The organism is Streptomyces sp. NPDC004134 (assembly GCF_042874195.1).
In the GTDB taxonomy this organism is placed as follows: domain Bacteria; phylum Actinomycetota; class Actinomycetes; order Streptomycetales; family Streptomycetaceae; genus Streptomyces.
Genome location: NZ_JBIAMS010000024.1, coordinates 108657 through 124839 on the forward strand (window position 1 = coordinate 108657; position 16183 = coordinate 124839).

The 16183-nt window shown below is 75.7% G+C and carries 16 protein-coding genes; 6 read left to right on the plus strand and 10 right to left on the minus strand.

The annotated features are described in order from the left end of the window. Positions 1-86: 86 nt before the first annotated feature. From ACFYVJ_RS26630 to ACFYVJ_RS26640, 3 genes are read right to left on the minus strand one after another with little or no spacing between them, the layout of a single operon-like run. Positions 87-3101, minus strand: a complete 3015-nt coding sequence (locus tag ACFYVJ_RS26630) for an AAA family ATPase (protein WP_388896274.1) — start codon at positions 3099-3101, stop codon at positions 87-89. Beyond that, the gene (locus ACFYVJ_RS26635; protein ID WP_388896277.1) at positions 3098-4267 is read right to left on the minus strand and encodes an exonuclease SbcCD subunit D; all 1170 of its coding nucleotides are present in this window, start codon (positions 4265-4267) and stop codon (positions 3098-3100) included. Before ACFYVJ_RS26635 ends, ACFYVJ_RS26630 begins: the two co-directional genes overlap by 4 nt. A 51-nt stretch (positions 4268-4318) precedes the next feature. After that, a complete protein-coding gene (locus ACFYVJ_RS26640; RefSeq protein ID WP_388896280.1) occupies positions 4319-4945 on the minus strand; it encodes a YigZ family protein in 627 nt (208 codons plus the stop codon). 84 nt (positions 4946-5029) lie between these two features. On the opposite strand from ACFYVJ_RS26640, the gene ACFYVJ_RS26645 reads away from it, so the two are divergent. After that, complete coding sequence (locus tag ACFYVJ_RS26645) at positions 5030-5437, plus strand: CoA-binding protein (RefSeq protein WP_101425942.1); 408 nt, start codon at positions 5030-5032, stop codon at positions 5435-5437. 16 nt (positions 5438-5453) lie between these two features. Here ACFYVJ_RS26645 and ACFYVJ_RS26650 read toward each other — a convergent pair whose 3' ends face one another. Further along, positions 5454-6008: a YbaK/EbsC family protein gene (locus tag ACFYVJ_RS26650; protein WP_388896282.1), complete on the minus strand. Its 555-nt coding sequence runs from the start codon at positions 6006-6008 to the stop codon at positions 5454-5456. Between the two features lie 20 nt (positions 6009-6028). Continuing rightward, the gene (locus tag ACFYVJ_RS26655; RefSeq protein ID WP_388896285.1) at positions 6029-6601 is read right to left on the minus strand and encodes a helix-turn-helix domain-containing protein; all 573 of its coding nucleotides are present in this window, start codon (positions 6599-6601) and stop codon (positions 6029-6031) included. A gap of 106 nt (positions 6602-6707) precedes the next feature. Between ACFYVJ_RS26655 and ACFYVJ_RS26660 the strand changes: the two genes are divergently transcribed. After that, the gene (locus ACFYVJ_RS26660) at positions 6708-7571 is read left to right on the plus strand and encodes an EamA family transporter (protein WP_388896288.1); all 864 of its coding nucleotides are present in this window, start codon (positions 6708-6710) and stop codon (positions 7569-7571) included. A gap of 155 nt (positions 7572-7726) precedes the next feature. Here the strand turns inward: ACFYVJ_RS26660 and ACFYVJ_RS26665 are convergent, their stop codons facing one another. Then, a complete protein-coding gene (locus tag ACFYVJ_RS26665; RefSeq protein ID WP_388896290.1) occupies positions 7727-8407 on the minus strand; it encodes an acyltransferase in 681 nt (226 codons plus the stop codon). Between the two features lie 143 nt (positions 8408-8550). Here ACFYVJ_RS26665 and ACFYVJ_RS26670 point away from each other — a divergent pair, with 143 nt between their 5' ends. After that, the gene (locus ACFYVJ_RS26670; protein ID WP_388896293.1) at positions 8551-9087 is read left to right on the plus strand and encodes a gamma carbonic anhydrase family protein; all 537 of its coding nucleotides are present in this window, start codon (positions 8551-8553) and stop codon (positions 9085-9087) included. A 92-nt stretch (positions 9088-9179) separates the two neighbouring features. Here the strand turns inward: ACFYVJ_RS26670 and ACFYVJ_RS26675 are convergent, their stop codons facing one another. Further along, positions 9180-9632, minus strand: coding sequence for a DUF4442 domain-containing protein (locus ACFYVJ_RS26675; RefSeq protein WP_388896295.1), 453 nt, complete (start codon positions 9630-9632; stop codon positions 9180-9182). Positions 9633-9695: 63 nt separating this feature from the next. On the opposite strand from ACFYVJ_RS26675, the gene ACFYVJ_RS26680 reads away from it, so the two are divergent. Further along, the gene (locus ACFYVJ_RS26680; RefSeq protein WP_388896298.1) at positions 9696-10646 is read left to right on the plus strand and encodes a hypothetical protein; all 951 of its coding nucleotides are present in this window, start codon (positions 9696-9698) and stop codon (positions 10644-10646) included. Positions 10647-10697: 51 nt separating this feature from the next. Then, entirely contained in the window at positions 10698-12137 is a 1440-nt protein-coding gene (locus tag ACFYVJ_RS26685; RefSeq protein ID WP_388896300.1) for an MFS transporter, read from the plus strand. On the opposite strand, the gene ACFYVJ_RS26690 is transcribed toward ACFYVJ_RS26685, so the two are convergent. The 3 genes from ACFYVJ_RS26690 to ACFYVJ_RS26700 form a co-directional block, all read right to left on the minus strand. Next, positions 12068-12931, minus strand: coding sequence for a spermidine synthase (locus ACFYVJ_RS26690; RefSeq protein WP_388896303.1), 864 nt, complete (start codon positions 12929-12931; stop codon positions 12068-12070). The two genes, ACFYVJ_RS26685 and ACFYVJ_RS26690, sit on opposite strands and share 70 nt — an antisense overlap. A gap of 99 nt (positions 12932-13030) precedes the next feature. Continuing rightward, positions 13031-14200 (minus strand): elongation factor Tu, encoded by a 1170-nt coding sequence (gene tuf / locus ACFYVJ_RS26695; RefSeq protein ID WP_388896306.1) that lies wholly within the window; start codon positions 14198-14200, stop codon positions 13031-13033. 292 nt (positions 14201-14492) lie between these two features. After that, complete coding sequence (locus ACFYVJ_RS26700) at positions 14493-15263, minus strand: DNA alkylation repair protein (protein ID WP_388896309.1); 771 nt, start codon at positions 15261-15263, stop codon at positions 14493-14495. A gap of 74 nt (positions 15264-15337) precedes the next feature. On the opposite strand from ACFYVJ_RS26700, the gene ACFYVJ_RS26705 reads away from it, so the two are divergent. Then, complete coding sequence (locus ACFYVJ_RS26705; RefSeq protein ID WP_388896311.1) at positions 15338-16153, plus strand: TVP38/TMEM64 family protein; 816 nt, start codon at positions 15338-15340, stop codon at positions 16151-16153. Positions 16154-16183: the final 30 nt, after the last annotated feature.

Here is a 16183-nt window from a genome sequence, read left to right on the forward strand (position 1 = left end):
TAAGACGGGCGTACGGCCGCGGCCTCCGGGGTCGCGGCCGTACGCGTTGGCAGGGCGCGCCGGGCGCGGGCCCGGGCGGGGGGCGGTCAGCGGTCGGCGGCCGTGCGGTGCCGTACGTACGAACCGGAGCGGCCCTTGACGACCTCCAACTGCGCCGGGATCCGGCGGCGCAGCTCCGGCACGTGGCTGACGATGCCGACCGTGCGGTCCCGCTCGCGCAGCGCGTCGAGGACGTCCAGCACCTCGTCCAGGGTCTGTTCGTCCAGGCTGCCGAAGCCCTCGTCGATGAAGAGCGTGTCGAGCCGGACGCCGCCCGCCTCCTCCGCCACCACGTCGGACAGGCCGAGGGCCAGGGCGAGGGAGGCGAAGAACGACTCGCCGCCGGAGAGCGTGGCGGTGTCCCGCTCGGTGCCGGTCCAGGCGTCCACGACGTGCAGCCCGAGGCCGTGGCGCCCCCGGCCGTGGGCACGCTCGTCGGAGTGCACCAGCGTGAACCGTCCGGACGACATCCGCGCCAGCCGGGCCGTGGCGGCGGCGGCGACCTGTTCGAGCCGGGCGGCCAGCACGTACGACTCCAGCCGCATCTTCCGCTCGTTCTCCGCGGACGTGCCGGCCGTGAGCGAGGCGAGCCGCGCCACCCGGTGGTGCTCCGTACGCAACGGGGCCAGCCGGCGCACCCGGTCGGCGGCCTCGGCGGAGAGCCCGGCGAGCGCGTCGCACCGCTCGCGCGCATTGTCCCCGGCGGTGGCGGCGGTACGCAGCCGGGCGGCGGCAGCCGCGTACGCCTCCTCCGCGGCGCCGACGGCGGCGGGCGGCCGGGCGGCGGCCGCGGCGGCGCGCGGCTCGGCCAGCGCCTCGGCGACGGCCGCCTCCTCGGCCTGCCACGCCTCCAACCGCGCCTCCACGTCCCGCAGCGCGGCCGGGTCCAGCAGCGCCGCGGCGGCCTCCTCGGGGGTCTCGAAGCGGGCGCGGTACGCGGCGTCGGCGACGCGCGCGTCGGCGTCCTTGCTGCGCTCCGCGGCGGCCGCGGCCTCGCGGGCGGCGCGGGCGGCGACGGCGAGCCGGTCGGCCAGCGAGGTGAGTTGCCCGGCGCGCTCCTCGACGCCTGCGGCGCCACCGCGGGCGGCGCGCACGTCGGCGTCGCGCGCGGCCCGTTCCGCGGTGAGCGCGTCGGCGCGGGAGGCGCGGGCGGCGGCGCGGCTCTCGGCCTGCTGCCGGCCGCGCACCCGGCGGGCGTGCTCCTCGTGCGCCTGGTCCAGTCGCTCCCGTACGGCGAGCGCGCCGGCGGCCAGCTCGCGGGCCCGCCCCAGCTCCCCGGCCACCCGCGCGACGGCGGCGGCCAGCGCGTCCCTGCTCTCCTCGCCCGCCGCCTCGGCGGCGGCGTCGCGGGCCTGGCGCAGCGAGTCGAGCCGCAGCGCGGCCTCTTCGCGTACGCGCTCGGCGGCCCGGTACGCGGCCAGGGCCTCGTTCTCCTCGCGCTCGCCAACGTGGGCACCGTCCCCGGTGGCGGGGGCGGGGTGCGCGGCGGAGCCGCAGACGGGACAGGGCTCGCCGTCGGCCAGCCGGGCGGCCAGTTCGGCCGCCATGCCGTCGAGGCGCCGCTCCTTCAGCTCCAGCCAGGTCTCGTGTGCCTGCCCGGCGCGTTCGCCCGCGTCGAGGTGCGCGTGCCGGGCCTCGTCTGTCCTGCCGGCCAGCTCGTCGCGGCGCTCGGCGGCATCGAGACGGCGGCGCGCGCCCTCGTGTTCCGCGGCGAGCTGCTCCGCGCGCGTGGCCGCGCCCTGGGCCTCGTCGACGCGGCGCTGGAGGCCGCCGCGCAGGGCGTCCCAGTCGTCGAGCCAGCCGGCGGCCTCGCGCAGCACCTCCTCGTCGGCGCGGGACTCCTCGTCCAGCGTGGCGAGTTCGCGGGCGATCCCGGCGCTGCGGGCGGCGGCGGCGCGGGCGGCGTCGAGGGCGCCCAGCTCCTGCCGGGTGCGGGCCTCGTGCGCGTCGAGCTGATCCGGGCCGCCGCCGGCGACGGTGCCGGGCAGCGCGGCGCGGGCCGCCTCCTCGGCCGCGGCGGCGTGGCGGGCCGCGGCGGCGGTCCGGTCGCGCAGCTCCAGGGCGGGCGCCACGGCGGCGGCGTCGCGGGCGCGGCGCAGCATCTCGCCGAGCGCGGCGCGCTCCTGCCGCCGTTCGGCGAGGGCCTGCTGCCGCTGCCGGGCGTCGGCGTGCAGCCGCTGCAGCCTGGCGAGTTCGCGTACGTCCTGAAGATTGCCCTCCGCCGCCGTGTGGGCGGACTCAGCGGTGCGCAGCCGCAGCTCCGCAGCGTCCGCCAGCTCGCGGGCGGTGGCGCGGGCGACCGCGGCGTAGCCGAGAACGCCGGCGGCGAGGTCGGCCTCGCCCGGCTTGGCCGCGTCGGGCGACCAGCCGTCCGCGTCTCCGTCAGCGGCGGGGCCGCCGGCCTGCCGGATGCGCTGGGCGAGGTGCAGCAGCCGCTCGTCGCCGTCGCGTACGGCCTCCTGGGAGCGGCGGCGCAGCTCGGCGAGGTGGTCCTCGACGGCGGCGAAGCGGCCGGTGTCGAAGAGGCGGCCGAGCAGCTTGGCGCGGGCTTCCGCGTCGGCGCGCAGGAACCGCGCGAAGTCGCCCTGCGGGAGGAGGACGACCTGGCAGAACTGCTCGCGCGTCATGCCCAGCAGGCCGCCGATCTCCTCGCCGATCTCCTGGTGCGAGCGGCTGAGGCCGCGCCACTCGCCGGCCGCCGGGTCGTGCTCGCGCAGCAGGCTGGTGGCCCGCTCGGTGGTGACGCCGGTGCCGTTGCGCTTGGGGCGGGGCTGGGCGGGCCTGCGGGTGACCTCCAGGCGGCGGCCGGCGAGGGTGAAGTCGAGCGCGACCTCGGTCGGGGTGTGCGGCTCGGCGTGGTGGCTGCGCAGGGTGCCGCCCTGGCGGACGCCCGGCACGCCGCCGTACAGCGCGTAGCAGACGGCGTCGAGGATGGAGGTCTTGCCGGCGCCGGTGGCGCCCTGGAGCAGGAAGATGCCGGCCCCTGACAGGGCGTCGAAGTCGACTTCCTGCGTGCCGGCGAAGGGGCCGAAGGCGGCGACGGCGAGCCGGTGGAGCCTCACCGGGCGGTCTCCTCGCGCGCGTCGGCGGCGCGCACGGCGTCGAACGCGGCGTGCAGCACGGCCCGTTCGTCGGCCGTCGCGGTCGCGCCGGGTCTGACGTGCGCCACGAAGTCCTCCGCGACCTGGCGGTCGTCGCGGCCCCTGAGCCGGTCGGCGTACGACGCGGCGGCGGCCGTACCGTCCGCGGGCCCGGGGGCGAAGGCGAGGCTGACGACGTGCGGGAAGCGCTCCGCGAGGCGGGCCATCGGCTCGTGCGGGCGGGCGGTGTCGGTGAGCGTGGCCTCGACCCAGGCGCCTTCGACGGGCGTGAGGGCGGGGTCGGCGAGCAGGTCGGCCAGCCGGCCGTGCAGCCGCGCCAGCGGCCGGGGCACGGGGGCGTCGATGCGCTCGGCGGTGACGGCGCCGGCGGCGTCGAGGTCCACCAGCCAGGTCGACTTGCGGTGGGTGGCTTCGGAGAAGGAGTACGCGAGCGGGGAGCCCGAGTAGCGCACGCGCTCGGCGAGGGTCTGGCAGCCGTGCAGATGGCCCAGCGCGACGTAGTCGACGCCGGCGAAGACCGAGGTGGGCACGGAGGCGACGCCGCCGACGGTGATGTCCCGTTCGCTGTCGGAGACCTGGCCCCCGGTGACGAAGGCGTGCGCGAGGACGACGGAGCGGGTGCCGGCCGGGCGGGCGGCGAGGTCGGCGCGCACCCGGTCCATGGCGGCGGAGAGCACCGCGGTGTGGCCGCCGCGGGGGGTGGCGAACTCCTCGCGCACCAGCGCCGGTTCCAGGTACGGCAGCCCGTAGCACGCGACGTCCCCGGCGTCGTCCCGCAGCAGGACGGGCTCGCCCACGCCCGCCGGGTCGGTGCGCAGATGGACGCCCGCGCGGTCCAGCAGCCCGGCGCCGACGCCGAGCCGGCGCGCCGAGTCGTGGTTCCCGGAGATCATGACGACCGGCACGCCGAGCGCCCCGAGCCGGTGCAGCGACCGGTCGAACAGCTCCACGGCGGCCAGTGGCGGCACCGCGCGGTCGTAGACGTCCCCGGCGACGAGCACGGCCTCGACCCCGCGCTCGGCCACCACCGCGACGAGGTGGTCGAGGAACGCGGCTTGGGCGTCGAGCAGGCTGACCCGGTGGAACGAGCGGCCCAGGTGCCAGTCCGAGGTGTGCAGGAAGCGCATGAGGCCCGACTGTAGCGGCGGGGTACGACAACCCGGGCGGCCACGCGCCTCTCACCCGGAGCCGTACACCTCGTCGCCGGGCCGCAGTTCGGCGCTCCCGGCGGTGGCGTCGGCCAGCCAGGAGCGGAAGTCGTCCAGTTCGCCCGCGGGCACGGCGACCTCGACATCGACGCTCTCGCCGTACGCCACGCCGCGTACGTCGCGCCCCGCGGCGTGCAGGTGGCCGAGCACCTTGCCGGCCCGCCCGTGGTCGACGGTGACGGTGACCAGCCGCATCCGCAGCCGCGTCACGGTGCCGAGCGCGTCCACGGCGGCGCCGACCGCGCCGCCGTAGGCACGGATGAGGCCGCCGGCGCCGAGCTTGGTGCCGCCGAAGTAGCGGGCGACGACGGCGACGGCGTAGCGCAGCTCGCGGCGGAGCAGCAGTTGCAGCATGGGCAGCCCGGCGGTGCCGCCCGGCTCGCCGTCGTCGCCCGATTTCTGCACGCCGGCGTCCGCGCCGATGACGTAAGCGAAGCAGTGGTGCGAGGCGTCGGGGTACGCGGCGCGCACCCGGGCGAGGACGGCCTGCGCCTCGGCCTCGGTGGCCGCGGGGGCGAGGGTGCAGACGAACCGGGAGCGGTTCACCTCGGTCTCGTGCACGCCCTCCCGGGCGACGGTCAGGTACCCCTCGCGCATCCCGCCACCCTAGCCGCGCTCCCGGGCACCCCCGCCCCGGGCCGCCCGGGGAATCCGGGCCGGGGCCGCGTCGTTGTAAGGATCATGTACGCAGACCAGGAGACCATCCGCAGGATTCTGACCTCGACCGGCGACACCTGGGCGGTGGTCGGCCTGTCCAACAACCCCTCACGTGCGGCCTATGGCGTGTCCCGGGTGCTCCAGCGCTTCGGCAAGCGCATCGTCCCGGTGCACCCGAAGGCGGAGACGGTGCACGGCGAGCAGGGATACGCCTCGCTCGCGGACATCCCCTTCCCCGTCGACGTGGTCGACGTCTTCGTCAACAGCGACCTGGCGGGCGGGGTGGCCGACGAGGCGGTCGCGGCGGGTGCGAAGGCGGTCTGGTTCCAGCTCGACGTGATCGACGAGGGCGCGTACGAACGGGTGCGCGCGGCCGGTCTCGACATGGTGATGAACCGCTGCCCGGCCATCGAGATCCCCCTCCTCGGCTGAGCGGGGGCCCGGCGGATCAGGCGCCGAGGCCGTCGAGGACGACGGCGCCCGGCAGTCCGGCCAGCGCCTTGCCGGGGACGATGAGCTTGCCGCGCCGCCGGCCGCTGCCGACGACCAGGTGCGGCGCGTCCGCGACCCGGGCGTCCACGAGGATCGGCCAGCTCTCCGGCAGCCCGACCGGGGTGATGCCGCCGTACTCCATGCCGGTCTCGGCGGTGGCGGTGTCGGCGGGCGCGAACGACGCCTTGCGCACACCGAGATGGCGCCGGACGGTGCCGTTGACGTCGACGCGCGTGGTCGACAGTACGACGCAGGCGGCGAGGGTGACGTTCCCGCCGCGCTTCCCGGCGACGACGACGCAGTTCGCGGACTGCTCCAGCAGGTCCTGCCCGTAGGTCTCGCAGAAGACGGCCGTGTCGGCGAGCTCGGGGTCGGAGTCGACGTGCACCAGCTCGGCGGCGGGGACGGCACCCTGCCAGCCGCGCAGGGCCGCCGCCACGGGGTCGCCGAGCAGGTCGAGGCGCTCGGTGGCGGGGGCGGCGTCGTCGAAGTCTCCGATGGGTGCGCGCATGTCCGTGACCCTAACCCGCCTCAGCGCGCGGGCGGTACCGAGACCGCCATCACCAGCTCCACCGGGTCCTGGCCCTCGTTCCGGTACGCGTGCGGGGCGCTCGCCTCGAAGCTGGCGGACGTGCCCGCGGGCACCAGGTGCGGGGTGCCGGCGACGACGAGCGTCAGCTCGCCCGCGGTCACGTGCAGCAGCTCGGTGGTGCCCGCGGGGTGCGGGTCGGAACCGCTGCCGTCGCCGGGCATGAGCCGCCAGGACCACATCTCGAACGGGCCGGGGCTCTGCGTGCCGACGAGCAGCCGGCTGGCGCTGCCGGCCTTCGTCGTCCACATCCGCACGGCCCGGTGCGGCGGCACGAGCTGCACCTCGGGGCCGTGCTCGTAGTCCAGCAGCGTCGTGATGCTGATGCCGAGGGCGTCGGCGAGCTTGACCGTCGTGCCGACGCTGGGGTTCGTACGCGCCTGCTCTATCTGGATGATCATCCCGCGGCTGACGCCCGAGCGGCCGGCCAGCGAGTCCAGGGTGAAGCCGCGCTCGTTGCGCCAGTGCTTGAGATTCCTGGCGAGCGCGTGCGTGAGGACGTCGAAATCCGCCAAGGCCCCGTCCCACTCCGTCCATTATTTTTGATGCGGTCGTCCAGTGCACTGAACTACACTGCGGAGAACCGCAGCGTTCATCACAGTGTACTCGGGGGGCTTCGTCGTGACCGCACTCTTCGCCCTGGCCACCAGCATCCTCTACGGACTGGCCGACTTCGGCGGCGGGGTGCTCAGCCGACGCACCCCCGCCCTCACCGTGGTCGTGCTCTCACAGATCGCCGCGACGGTGGTGCTGGGCGCCGTGGTGGTCGCGACCGGCGCCTGGAGCGAGGCCGGTCCGCTGCTCTGGTTCGCGGTCGCGGCCGGCGTCGCCGGGCCGGTCGCGATGATCTGCTTCTACAGCGCGCTGGCCCAGGGCCCCATGGGCGTGGTCTCGCCGCTCGCCTCGATGGCCGTGCTGGTGCCGTTCGGCGTGGGCCTCGTGGCGTACGGGGAGCGGCCCGGCCCGGTGCAGTACGCGGGCGGGGCCATCGCGCTCGCCGGCGTGGTGCTGGCGTCCGGTCCCGTACGGGGTGCGCCGGTGGCGCGGCGGACGCTGCTGCTGACGCTGGGCGCCGCGGCGGGCTTCGGCGCGGTCTTCGCCTTCATCGCCGAGGCGTCCACGACGGTCACGGGGCTGTTCCTCGCGCTGTTCGTGCAGCGAGCGGTGAACGTCGCGGTGGGCGGGGCCGCGCTGTACGCGGCGGTGCGCCGGGGCGGCGCCGCGCTGCCGGAGGGCGGCTGGGACACGATACGGGCGGCGGTGCCGGGGCTGGTGTTCGTGGGCCTGGCGGACGTGGCGGCCAACGGGACGTACGCGATAGCCGCGCAGCACGGCCCGGTGACCCTGGCGGCGGTGCTGTCGTCGCTGTATCCGGTGGTCACGGCGCTGGCGGCGCGGGGCGTGCTGCGGGAGAAACTGCGCGCGGTGCAGGCGGCGGGCGCGGGTCTGGCGCTGGCGGGGACGGTGCTGCTGGCGTCGGGCTGAGGCTGTTCGCGGTGCCGGGCGCGGCTCAGAAGTGGTTGCGGATCGTGTAGAGCAGCAGTCCGAAGGCGTGCAGGGACAGCACGACGGTCAGGACGATCCGCAGCTTGCGGTCCGTGGTCATGCGGCGCCTCTCCTCGGATGTCGGCCGGTCGCGGTCATGTCGCGGTCTCCAGTGTGCCCGGGGGCGCCGGGCGCAACGGCGGGTGCCAGCCGGACTCGGGGTTCCAGCGGCGTACGATCCGGGCGGGCGCACCGGCGACGACCGCGTGGTCCGGCACCTCGCCGCGCACCACGGAGCCGGCGGCGACGACCACGTTGCGGCCGAGCCGGGCGCCGGGCAGGATCAGCGCGCCCGCGCCCAGCCAACTGCCCGCGCCGATCTCCACCGGCGCGGAGCGCGGCCACTGCTTGCCGACCGGCTCGTGCGGATCGTCGTAGCTGTGGTTCGTCGAGGTGACGTAGACGTAGGGGCCGCAGAAGACGTCGTCGCCGATGGTGACGGGCAGGTCGGCGATCACGTGGCTGCCCCGCCCCAGCACCACGCCGTCACCGAGCCGCACGGCGGTGTCCGGGCCGAGCGGGGCGTCGGGCGCGAGGCCGACGGTGAGCGTCACCTGCTCGCCGATGATGCAGTGCGCGCCCAGCTCGATCCGGCGCTCGCCGAAGATCGTGCCCTGCGGGAAGGCGAGGACCGTGCCGGCGCCGAGCCGCCGGAAGCGGTACGGTCCTGGGCGCGCCGCGCTCACCGCGCCGGTGCTCCGCACCCACCGCCAGCCGCGGTGCACGGCGCGCGAGAGCAGCCTGCTCGTCACGGAGTTGCGCTGCGGGTTCGGCACCCGGTCACCGTACCCCTCCCCCCTCTCGCCTACGCTCTGAGCGAGCGCGGCCGCGGTCCCGGACGGCGACGGGCCGCCTGCGGCTCACCAGGACGTATGACGGCGGGCGGCGAGGGCCGCCGCGAGCACCGGGAGCGGACGACATGTCAGGACGGCCGGAGCCGCTGATCGCGGCGGTGGGCGGGCGGGAGCCCGCGGTGGACCCGAAGGCGTACGTGGCCGCGACCGCGGTGGTGGTCGGGGCCGTGACCCTCGGCGCGGAGGCCAGCGTCTGGTACAACGCCGTGCTGCGCGGCGACTGCGAGTCGATCTCCCTGGGTGCGGGCAGCAACGTGCAGGACAACTGCACGGTGCACGCGGACCCGGGCTTTCCGGTCGTCATCGGCGAGCGCGTGACCGTAGGCCACAACGCGGTGGTGCACGGCTGCACCGTCGGCGACGACGTGCTCGTCGGCATGGGCGCGACGCTGCTCAACGGGGCCGTGATCGGCGCCGGTTCGCTGGTGGCCGCGCAGGCGCTGGTGCCGCAGGGCATGGAGGTGCCGCCGGGCTCGCTGGTCGCCGGGGTGCCGGCGAAGGTGAAGCGGCCGCTGACCGACGAGGAGCGCGAGCACATCCGCCTCAACGGCGCGGGTTACGTGGCCCTGACACAGGTGCACCGCGAGTCCCTGGGCGGCTGAGCCGCCGGATCCCGGGGCGCGGCCGCCGGTGCGGTCCCGGCCGCCGGCGGGTACGGCACCCGCGGCGGCGGCCGGGTCCGCGACCGCAGCCCTCAGTCGTTGGGGCGCAGCGTCCACAGCACCGTCATCCGCCCGCTGACGGCGCCGTCCCCGCGGACGATGTCGACCTCGACCGGGAACTCCGGCCGCTTCCCGGCGTCGAGTTCGGCCACGACCTCGGCAACCGGCCGGCCCAGCCGCGCCTTGGCGGTGACGTCGCCCCTGGCGACCTTCAGGAAGTCGATCTCCGCCCGCACCGGCAGCGGCACGGCCCGCCCCATCTGGTCGCCGAACGCGGCGAGTACGACGGCGCCCGTCGCCGACTCGGCGAGGGTGAACATCGCGCCGGCGTGCGGGCCGCCGACGTGGTTGCGGTACTCGGGCCGATCCGGGAGGCGGAGGGTGGCGGCCTCCGGGGTGATCTCGTCGTAGATCAGGCCGAGCGTGCGGACCATGGGAACCGATGCCTGAAGGAGCTCGCCCAGCGGCGGCATGGTGTCTGACATGCGGCCACGTTACCAACGGGTAATAAGTGTGGCCACTCCCCGTCGCCAGCTATGTTGTTCCGCATGTGGCCAGGACAGCAGCCCGGGGGCGAGCAGCACCAGCAGCAGCCGAACCCGTATCAGCAACAGCCCGCCCCGCACGGCCCGCAGGGCTACGACGGACAGCAGCAGTACCAGCAGCAGGAGCAGTGGGGCCAGAGCGCGCCGCCCGGTGCGCCCGTACCCGGCAAGAGCGGCACGAGCCCCCGCGTGGCCGTCGCCATAATCGGCGCCGTCGCCGTGATCGCCGCGGCGGCCGTGACGGGCGTGGTGCTCCTCAACGAGGACGACGGCGGCGGCGGCCAGGCGAGCCCCGGGGGCGGCGGCGGTTCGCCCTCCGCCTCGTCCTCCCCGTCGCCGTCGGAGAAGCCCGTACTGCAGGACGACCCCGACAACCCGCGCGGCGTCGCCGACGACCAGAAGATCGAACCCGTCGTCTCCGGCTGGAAGGCCGTCTTCAACGCCAAGCGCCACAACGTCTACGACGTGCCGCCGGAGTGGGAGGTGCAGTCCCCGACCATGACCATCGGCTTCGAGGACGACTCCGGCCCGCTGGTGTCGATGACGGGGGCCGCGCTCTACAAGGACGGCATCTGCAAGTACGCCAGCCGCGCGGGCGCCGGCACCAAGGGCGGCATCGGCGCGAAGAACACCAAGGAGGCCGTCGAGAACGAGGCGGGCGCCTGGGCCGAGGCCGCCTTCAACACCAGCAAGAAGGCGACCGTCAAGCAGACCGAGCCGGTGGCGTTCTCCAGCAAGCACGGTCTGAAGGGGCACATGGCCACCGCGACCGTCACCGGCGTGCCGCGCGAGACCAAGTGCTCGGCGGACGGCAAGGTCGTCGCGTTCACCTACACCGACGTCAAGGGCGAGTTCGCCACCTGGGTGCTGTACACCGACACCGGCGTGGACGACGAGGTGCCCGAGGACACCATCGCCAAGATCATGGACAGCCTGCGCCCGCTGGAGGGCTGAGCGCGGCGAATTCCGGTTGCGGCGGTCCTGTGGGCCCGGCATAGTCCGCGGGTGACCCGTCCCCCCGCGCCCGACGCCGATTCCCCGCCGGATCCCGTACGGGCCCCCGCAGCCGCCTCCGGGCCCGCGCCCCGCCGCCGCTGGGCGGGGCGCAACTACACGCTGCTCTCCCTCGCCGCGGTGATCACCAACCTCGGCGCCTCCGGCGCGCTGATCGCCTCGGCGTTCGCGGTCCTCGAAGCCGGCGGCTCCGCCACCGACGTCGGCCTGGTCGCGGCGGCGCGGACGACGGCGCTCATCGTCTTCGTGCTCGTCGGCGGGGCGGTCGCCGACCGGATCCCGCGGCACCGCGTGATGGTCGTCGCGAACACCGTCAACTGCACCTCGCAGGGCGTCTTCGCGGCGCTGGTCATCACCGACCAGGCGCACGTGTGGCACATGGTGCTGCTGTCGGCGATCGGCGGTACGGGGCACGCGTTCTTCGCCCCCGCCGCCGAGGGCATGGTGCTCTCCTCTGTCACCGGCGAGCAGGCGGGCCGCGCCTTCGCGCTCTTCCGCGTCGGCATCAACGGCGCCGGCATCGGCGGGGCCGCGCTCGGCGGCGCCATGGTCGCGGCCGTGGGGCCGGGCTGGGTGCTGGCCGTGGACGCAGGCGCGTTCGCCGTCGCCGCGGCGCTGCGGGCGTTCCTCGACGTCAGCGGCATCCCCGAGCGGGAGCCCGGCGGCAGCATCGTCGCCGATCTGAAGGTCGGCTGGCGGGAGGTGACGGGACGGCCCTGGCTGTGGTCGATCGTCCTGCAGTTCGCGGTCGTCAACGCCGTGGTGGCCGCGGCAGAAGCGGTGTACGGGCCGCTGGTGGCCCGCGAGCACCTGGGCGGCGCGGGGCCGTGGGGCCTGGCCATGGGCGCCTTCGCCGCCGGGACGCTGGCGGGGGCGCTGGTGATGACCCGCTGGAAGCCGCGGCGGGTGCTGCTCGCCGGGGTGCTGTGCGTCTTCCCGCTCGCGCTCCCGCCCGCGGCGCTGGCGGTGCCGCTGCCGGTGTCGTGGCTCGCGGTGGTGATGTTCGTCTCCGGCGCGTGCATCGAGGTCTTCGCGGTGGCGTGGATGATGGCGCTGCACCAGGAGATCCCCGAGGACAAGCTGTCGCGGGTCTCGTCGTACGACTGGCTCGGCTCGATCGCGCTGATCCCGGTCACCACCGCGCTCGCCGGGCCGATGCAGGACCTGGTGGGCCGGTCGGCGGCGCTGTGGGGCTGCGCGGCGCTGGTGGTCGTGCTGACGGCCGCGGTGCTGTGGGTGCCGGACGTACGGCAGTTGCGGCGGCGTACGGAGCACACGGCGGCCGGATCCGCGGGCGGCGGGGACCGTACGGACGCCGGGGACGGCGCGGGCGGCGCCGCGGACGCGGAGCAGCCGGCCGGTCAGCCGATCGTGAAGGCGCCGTCCGGCGGCTCGGGCGACGGCACGGCGTCGGCGTCCCCGACCGGCTGAGCGCCGGCCATCAGCCGCCGCAGCGCCGGCCCGTACTCGACGCGGGCGGGGAACGGGTCCGCCGCGGTGCGCCGGGCCAGCTCCGCGAGGGGCAGCCCCCAGCCTGCCTCCGCGCCGTGCTTCGCCGCCACCACCAGGATGTTGCCGAAGCGGCGGCCGCGCAGCACCGAGGGCTCGGCGATCAGGCACAGTTCGGGGAAGACGGCCGCGGCGGTGGCCAGTTGGGAGCCGAGGAAGCGGAACGGCGCGCTGTCGGCGAGGTTCGCGACGTACAGCCCGTCCGGGCGCAGCGCGCGGGCGGCGGCGCCGACGAACTCCAGCGACGCGACGTGCGCCGGCACCCGCGCGCCGCCGTAGACGTCGGCGATGACCAGGTCGCAGCTCGCCGCCGGGCGCCGCTCCAGCGCGGCGCGGGCGTCCAGGGCCCGTACGGTGACACCGCAGTCCCGCGGCAGCGGCAGGTGCTCGGCGACCAGGGCGATCACCCCGCGGTCGGACTCGGCGACCTCCTGCCGGGAGCCGGGCCTGGTCGCCGCCACGTACCGGGGCAGGGTCAGCGCGCCGCCGCCGAGGTGCACGGCGTCCAGCGGGCGGCCCGGCGGGAAGCCGAGGTCCACGACGTGCGCGAGCCGGCGGGCGTACTCGAACTCCAGGTGCGTGGCGTCGTCGAGATCGACGTACGACTGCGGGGCGCCCTCGACCGTGAGCAGGTAAGCGCGCGGGCGGTCGACGTCCGGCAGCAGCCTCGCGGTGCCGCCGTCCACCGCGGCGACGACGGGGACGGGCTCCTCCACACCGGCCATTGTGGCGGAGGAGGCCCGCCTTCCGTACCCGGATGCGCGGATGCGCGGGTACGGAAGGCGGGCGGCGGGCCGGGCCCGGCGTGCGCCGGGTCAGTCCACGCCGGTGACGGTGCCCGCGCCGACGGTGCGCCCGCCCTCGCGGATCGCGAAGCCGAGGCCCGCTTCGAGCGGCACCTCGCGGCCCAGCTCGACCGTCATCGCGACGGTGTCGCCGGGCCTGGCGACGGCCGTACCGCCGAGGTCGACGTCGCCGACGACGTCCGCGGTCCTGATGTAGAACTGCGGCCGGTAGCCGGTCGAGACGGCCGTACGCCGGCCGCCCTCGGCCGCGGACAGCACGTACACCTCGGCGGTGAACCGCCGCCGCGGCACGACGCTGCCCGGCGCGGCGACGACGTGACCGCGGCGCACCGCGTCGCGCGCGACGCCGCGCAGCAGCAGCGCGACGTTGTCGCCGGCCTGCGCGGAGTCCATCGGCTTGCCGAAGGTCTCCAGGCCGGTGACGACCGTCTCCACCTCGGCGCCGAGCACCTGCACCCGGTCCCCGACGCGCACCGTGCCGCGCTCGACGGCACCGGTGACGACCGTGCCGCGTCCCGTGATGGTGAGCACGTTCTCCACCGGCAGCAGGAACGGCGCGTCCAAGTGCCGCTCGGGCATGGGCACGTACGTGTCCACCGCGTCGAGCAGGTCCACGACCGCCTGGGTCCACGCCGGGTCGCCCGCGAGCGCGCGCAGCCCGGAGACGCGGACCACCGGAACCTCCTCGCCCGGGTAGCCGTGCTTGGTCAGCAGCTCGCGGACCTCCAGCTCGACGAGGTCGGTCAGCTCCGGGTCGCCGGCGTCGGCCTTGTTGAGCGCGACGACCACGTGCCGGACGCCCACCTGACGGGCGAGCAGCACGTGCTCCGCGGTCTGCGGCATGACGCCGTCGATCGCGGAGATCACCAGGATCGCGCCGTCGAGCTGGGCCGCGCCCGTGACCATGTTCTTGACGTAGTCGGCGTGGCCCGGCATGTCGACGTGCGCGTAGTGGCGGGTCGCCGTCTCGTACTCGACGTGCGCGATGTTGATGGTGATGCCGCGCACGGACTCCTCCGGCGCCCGGTCGATGCGCTCGAACGGGACGAAGGTGCCGGTGCCGCGGTCGCTGAGCACCTTGGTGATCGCGGCCGTCAGCGTGGTCTTGCCGTGGTCGACGTGCCCCATCGTGCCGATGTTGACGTGCGGCTTCGTGCGCACGTACGCCTGCTTGGGCATGGTTCTTCCTCGCGGATCGCAGTGGCTGCGCGGACCCCGGGCCTGGCCGGCCCTCCCCCGCTGGGGTCCGCTGGAGCGATCACGGGAAGGGGCGGATTCGGGCGCCGTCGGCTGCGGCTGCCGGCACTGCCGCGAGTGCGGCCGGCACAGCCTTCGGCGCGTCCGCTGCCGCGGACGTGTGCGCGAGGAAGGCGTACCGGAACATGCCCACCATGATCGGGTACGGGTCCCCCGCACGTCGACCGGTTTTTTCCGCCCGCGGGCGCGGAACTCGGCGGGCGGTGCCGCGGTCTCAGAAGTGCTTGAGCGCCTCGCGTACGGACAGCGGGGACAGTTCGGCGCGGTGGGCGTCGACGAAGACGCGGACGGCCCGCGGATCGGTCTTCGCGTACTCGCGCAGGCACCAGCCGATGGCCTTGCGGACGAAGAAGTCGCGGTGGCCGGCGCGGCGCAGGCAGTAGCCGAAGAGCCGACCTTCGTCGGTGGCGTCCTTGAAGCGCAGTTGGTGCAGCAGGGCGGTGCGGGCGACCCACAGGTCGTCGTCCTCGATCCACTGGTCCATGGCGCCGGCCAGCGCGGGATCGGCGGCGACGAGACCGCCGACGACGTGCGCGGCGAGCGCGTCGACGGTGTCCCACCAGGAGGTCGTGACGATGAGGTGGCGTACGGCGGGCAGCGACCCCGGGGAGCAGCGGCGCACGTGGCGGCGGAGGTAGTCGACGGCGAAGTAGTGGTACTCGCGCTCCGGGAGCCGCCAGCAGCGCAGCGCGATCGCCACGCAGTCCGCCTCGGCGGGACGCGCCGTGCCGGCGAGGACGGCGCGGGACAGCTCGCGGCGGCGGGGCGCGGGGATGCCGAGGAACGGGGCGACACCGCGCAGGTAGGCGGCCGACCGCGCGGCGCGCTCGGGGTCGGCGGCCGCCGGGTAGGCGGCGGTGAGGCGGTCGAGAACGGTGTCGGCGAGGCGACTTCCGGGGACCACCGGGACGCCCGCGCCCGCCGCTGCTTCCGGGGCTGCCGAGGCGTCCGGGGCTACGGCGGCGCCGGGGTGCTGCTGGGCCATGACGCCCACGATAGCGACCGCAGTTGAGGGGGACGTCACGGTGCGGTGACGGCCCCGTCGGTTAGGCTCCCACCGTGCCCGAAACCGCCGAGGCGCCCGTCGTCGGCCGCGCCGTCCGCTGCGGCCGGGCTCTGCTGTCCCCCCGCTCCCGGCTCGCCCTGCTGCTCGCGCTGCTCGCCGGCGCGGCGGTCGTGGTGATCGTGTGGCGACCGCACCGGCTGCTGGTCGACGGCCTGCCGCCGCAGTTCACCGGCCTGTCCGCGGTGCTCCTCTTCGCCGTCGCGTACGGGCTGTGCACCGCGGCTCTCGTACCGCGGCCGCTGCTCAACCTCGCCTCCGGCACGCTCTTCGGCGCCCAGGCGGGCCTGGCCGGATCGGTGTCGGGCACGGTGCTGGGCGCGGGCGTCGCGTTCGGGATAGGCCGGCTGCTCGGCCAGGACGCGCTGCGCCCGCTGCTGCGCGGGCGGCTGCTGACGGCGGCGGACCGGCAGCTCAGCCGGCACAGCTTCCGCTCGATGCTGGTGCTGCGCACCTTTCCCGGCGTGCCGTTCGCGGGCGTGAACTACGCCGCCGCGGTCTCCCGGATGAACTGGACGCCGTTCCTGGTGGCCACCGCCGTGGGCTGCGTGCCGAACACCGCCGCCTACGTGATCGCCGGCAGCCGGGCCTCCGACCCGCTCTCCCCCGTCTTCCTCGGGGCCCTCGGCTTCATCGTCGCCAGCATGGCGGGCGGCGCCGCGGTCGCCATGCGCCGCCGCCGGCGCGCGGGCCGCCGGGCCGCACCGGGCGGAGTGACCTCTTCCGCCACGCCCGCGGAAGAGCCCGCCGCCGGCTCCGCGGGCATGGCCGCAGCCGACCCTGGGGCCACGCGTCTCATGTCGGGGCCTTAACATCTCCTCCAACCCGTCGGCCGAACTCAA

Bases quoted from the DNA above. Each gene is read 5' to 3' on its own strand.
- ACFYVJ_RS26635 (WP_388896277.1), bottom strand. From the start codon at position 4,267: ATGCGCTTCCTGCACACCTCGGACTGGCACCTGGGCCGCTCGTTCCAC.
- ACFYVJ_RS26640 (WP_388896280.1), bottom strand. From the start codon at position 4,945: ATGCGCGAGGGGTACCTGACCGTCGCCCGGGAGGGCGTGCACGAGACC.
- ACFYVJ_RS26645 (WP_101425942.1), top strand. From the start codon at position 5,030: ATGTACGCAGACCAGGAGACCATCCGCAGGATTCTGACCTCGACCGGC.
- ACFYVJ_RS26650 (WP_388896282.1), bottom strand. From the start codon at position 6,008: ATGCGCGCACCCATCGGAGACTTCGACGACGCCGCCCCCGCCACCGAG.
- ACFYVJ_RS26670 (WP_388896293.1), top strand. From the start codon at position 8,551: ATGTCAGGACGGCCGGAGCCGCTGATCGCGGCGGTGGGCGGGCGGGAG.
- ACFYVJ_RS26675 (WP_388896295.1), bottom strand. From the start codon at position 9,632: ATGTCAGACACCATGCCGCCGCTGGGCGAGCTCCTTCAGGCATCGGTT.
- ACFYVJ_RS26680 (WP_388896298.1), top strand. From the start codon at position 9,696: ATGTGGCCAGGACAGCAGCCCGGGGGCGAGCAGCACCAGCAGCAGCCG.
- tuf (WP_388896306.1), bottom strand. From the start codon at position 14,200: ATGCCCAAGCAGGCGTACGTGCGCACGAAGCCGCACGTCAACATCGGC.
- ACFYVJ_RS26700 (WP_388896309.1), bottom strand. From the start codon at position 15,263: ATGGCCCAGCAGCACCCCGGCGCCGCCGTAGCCCCGGACGCCTCGGCA.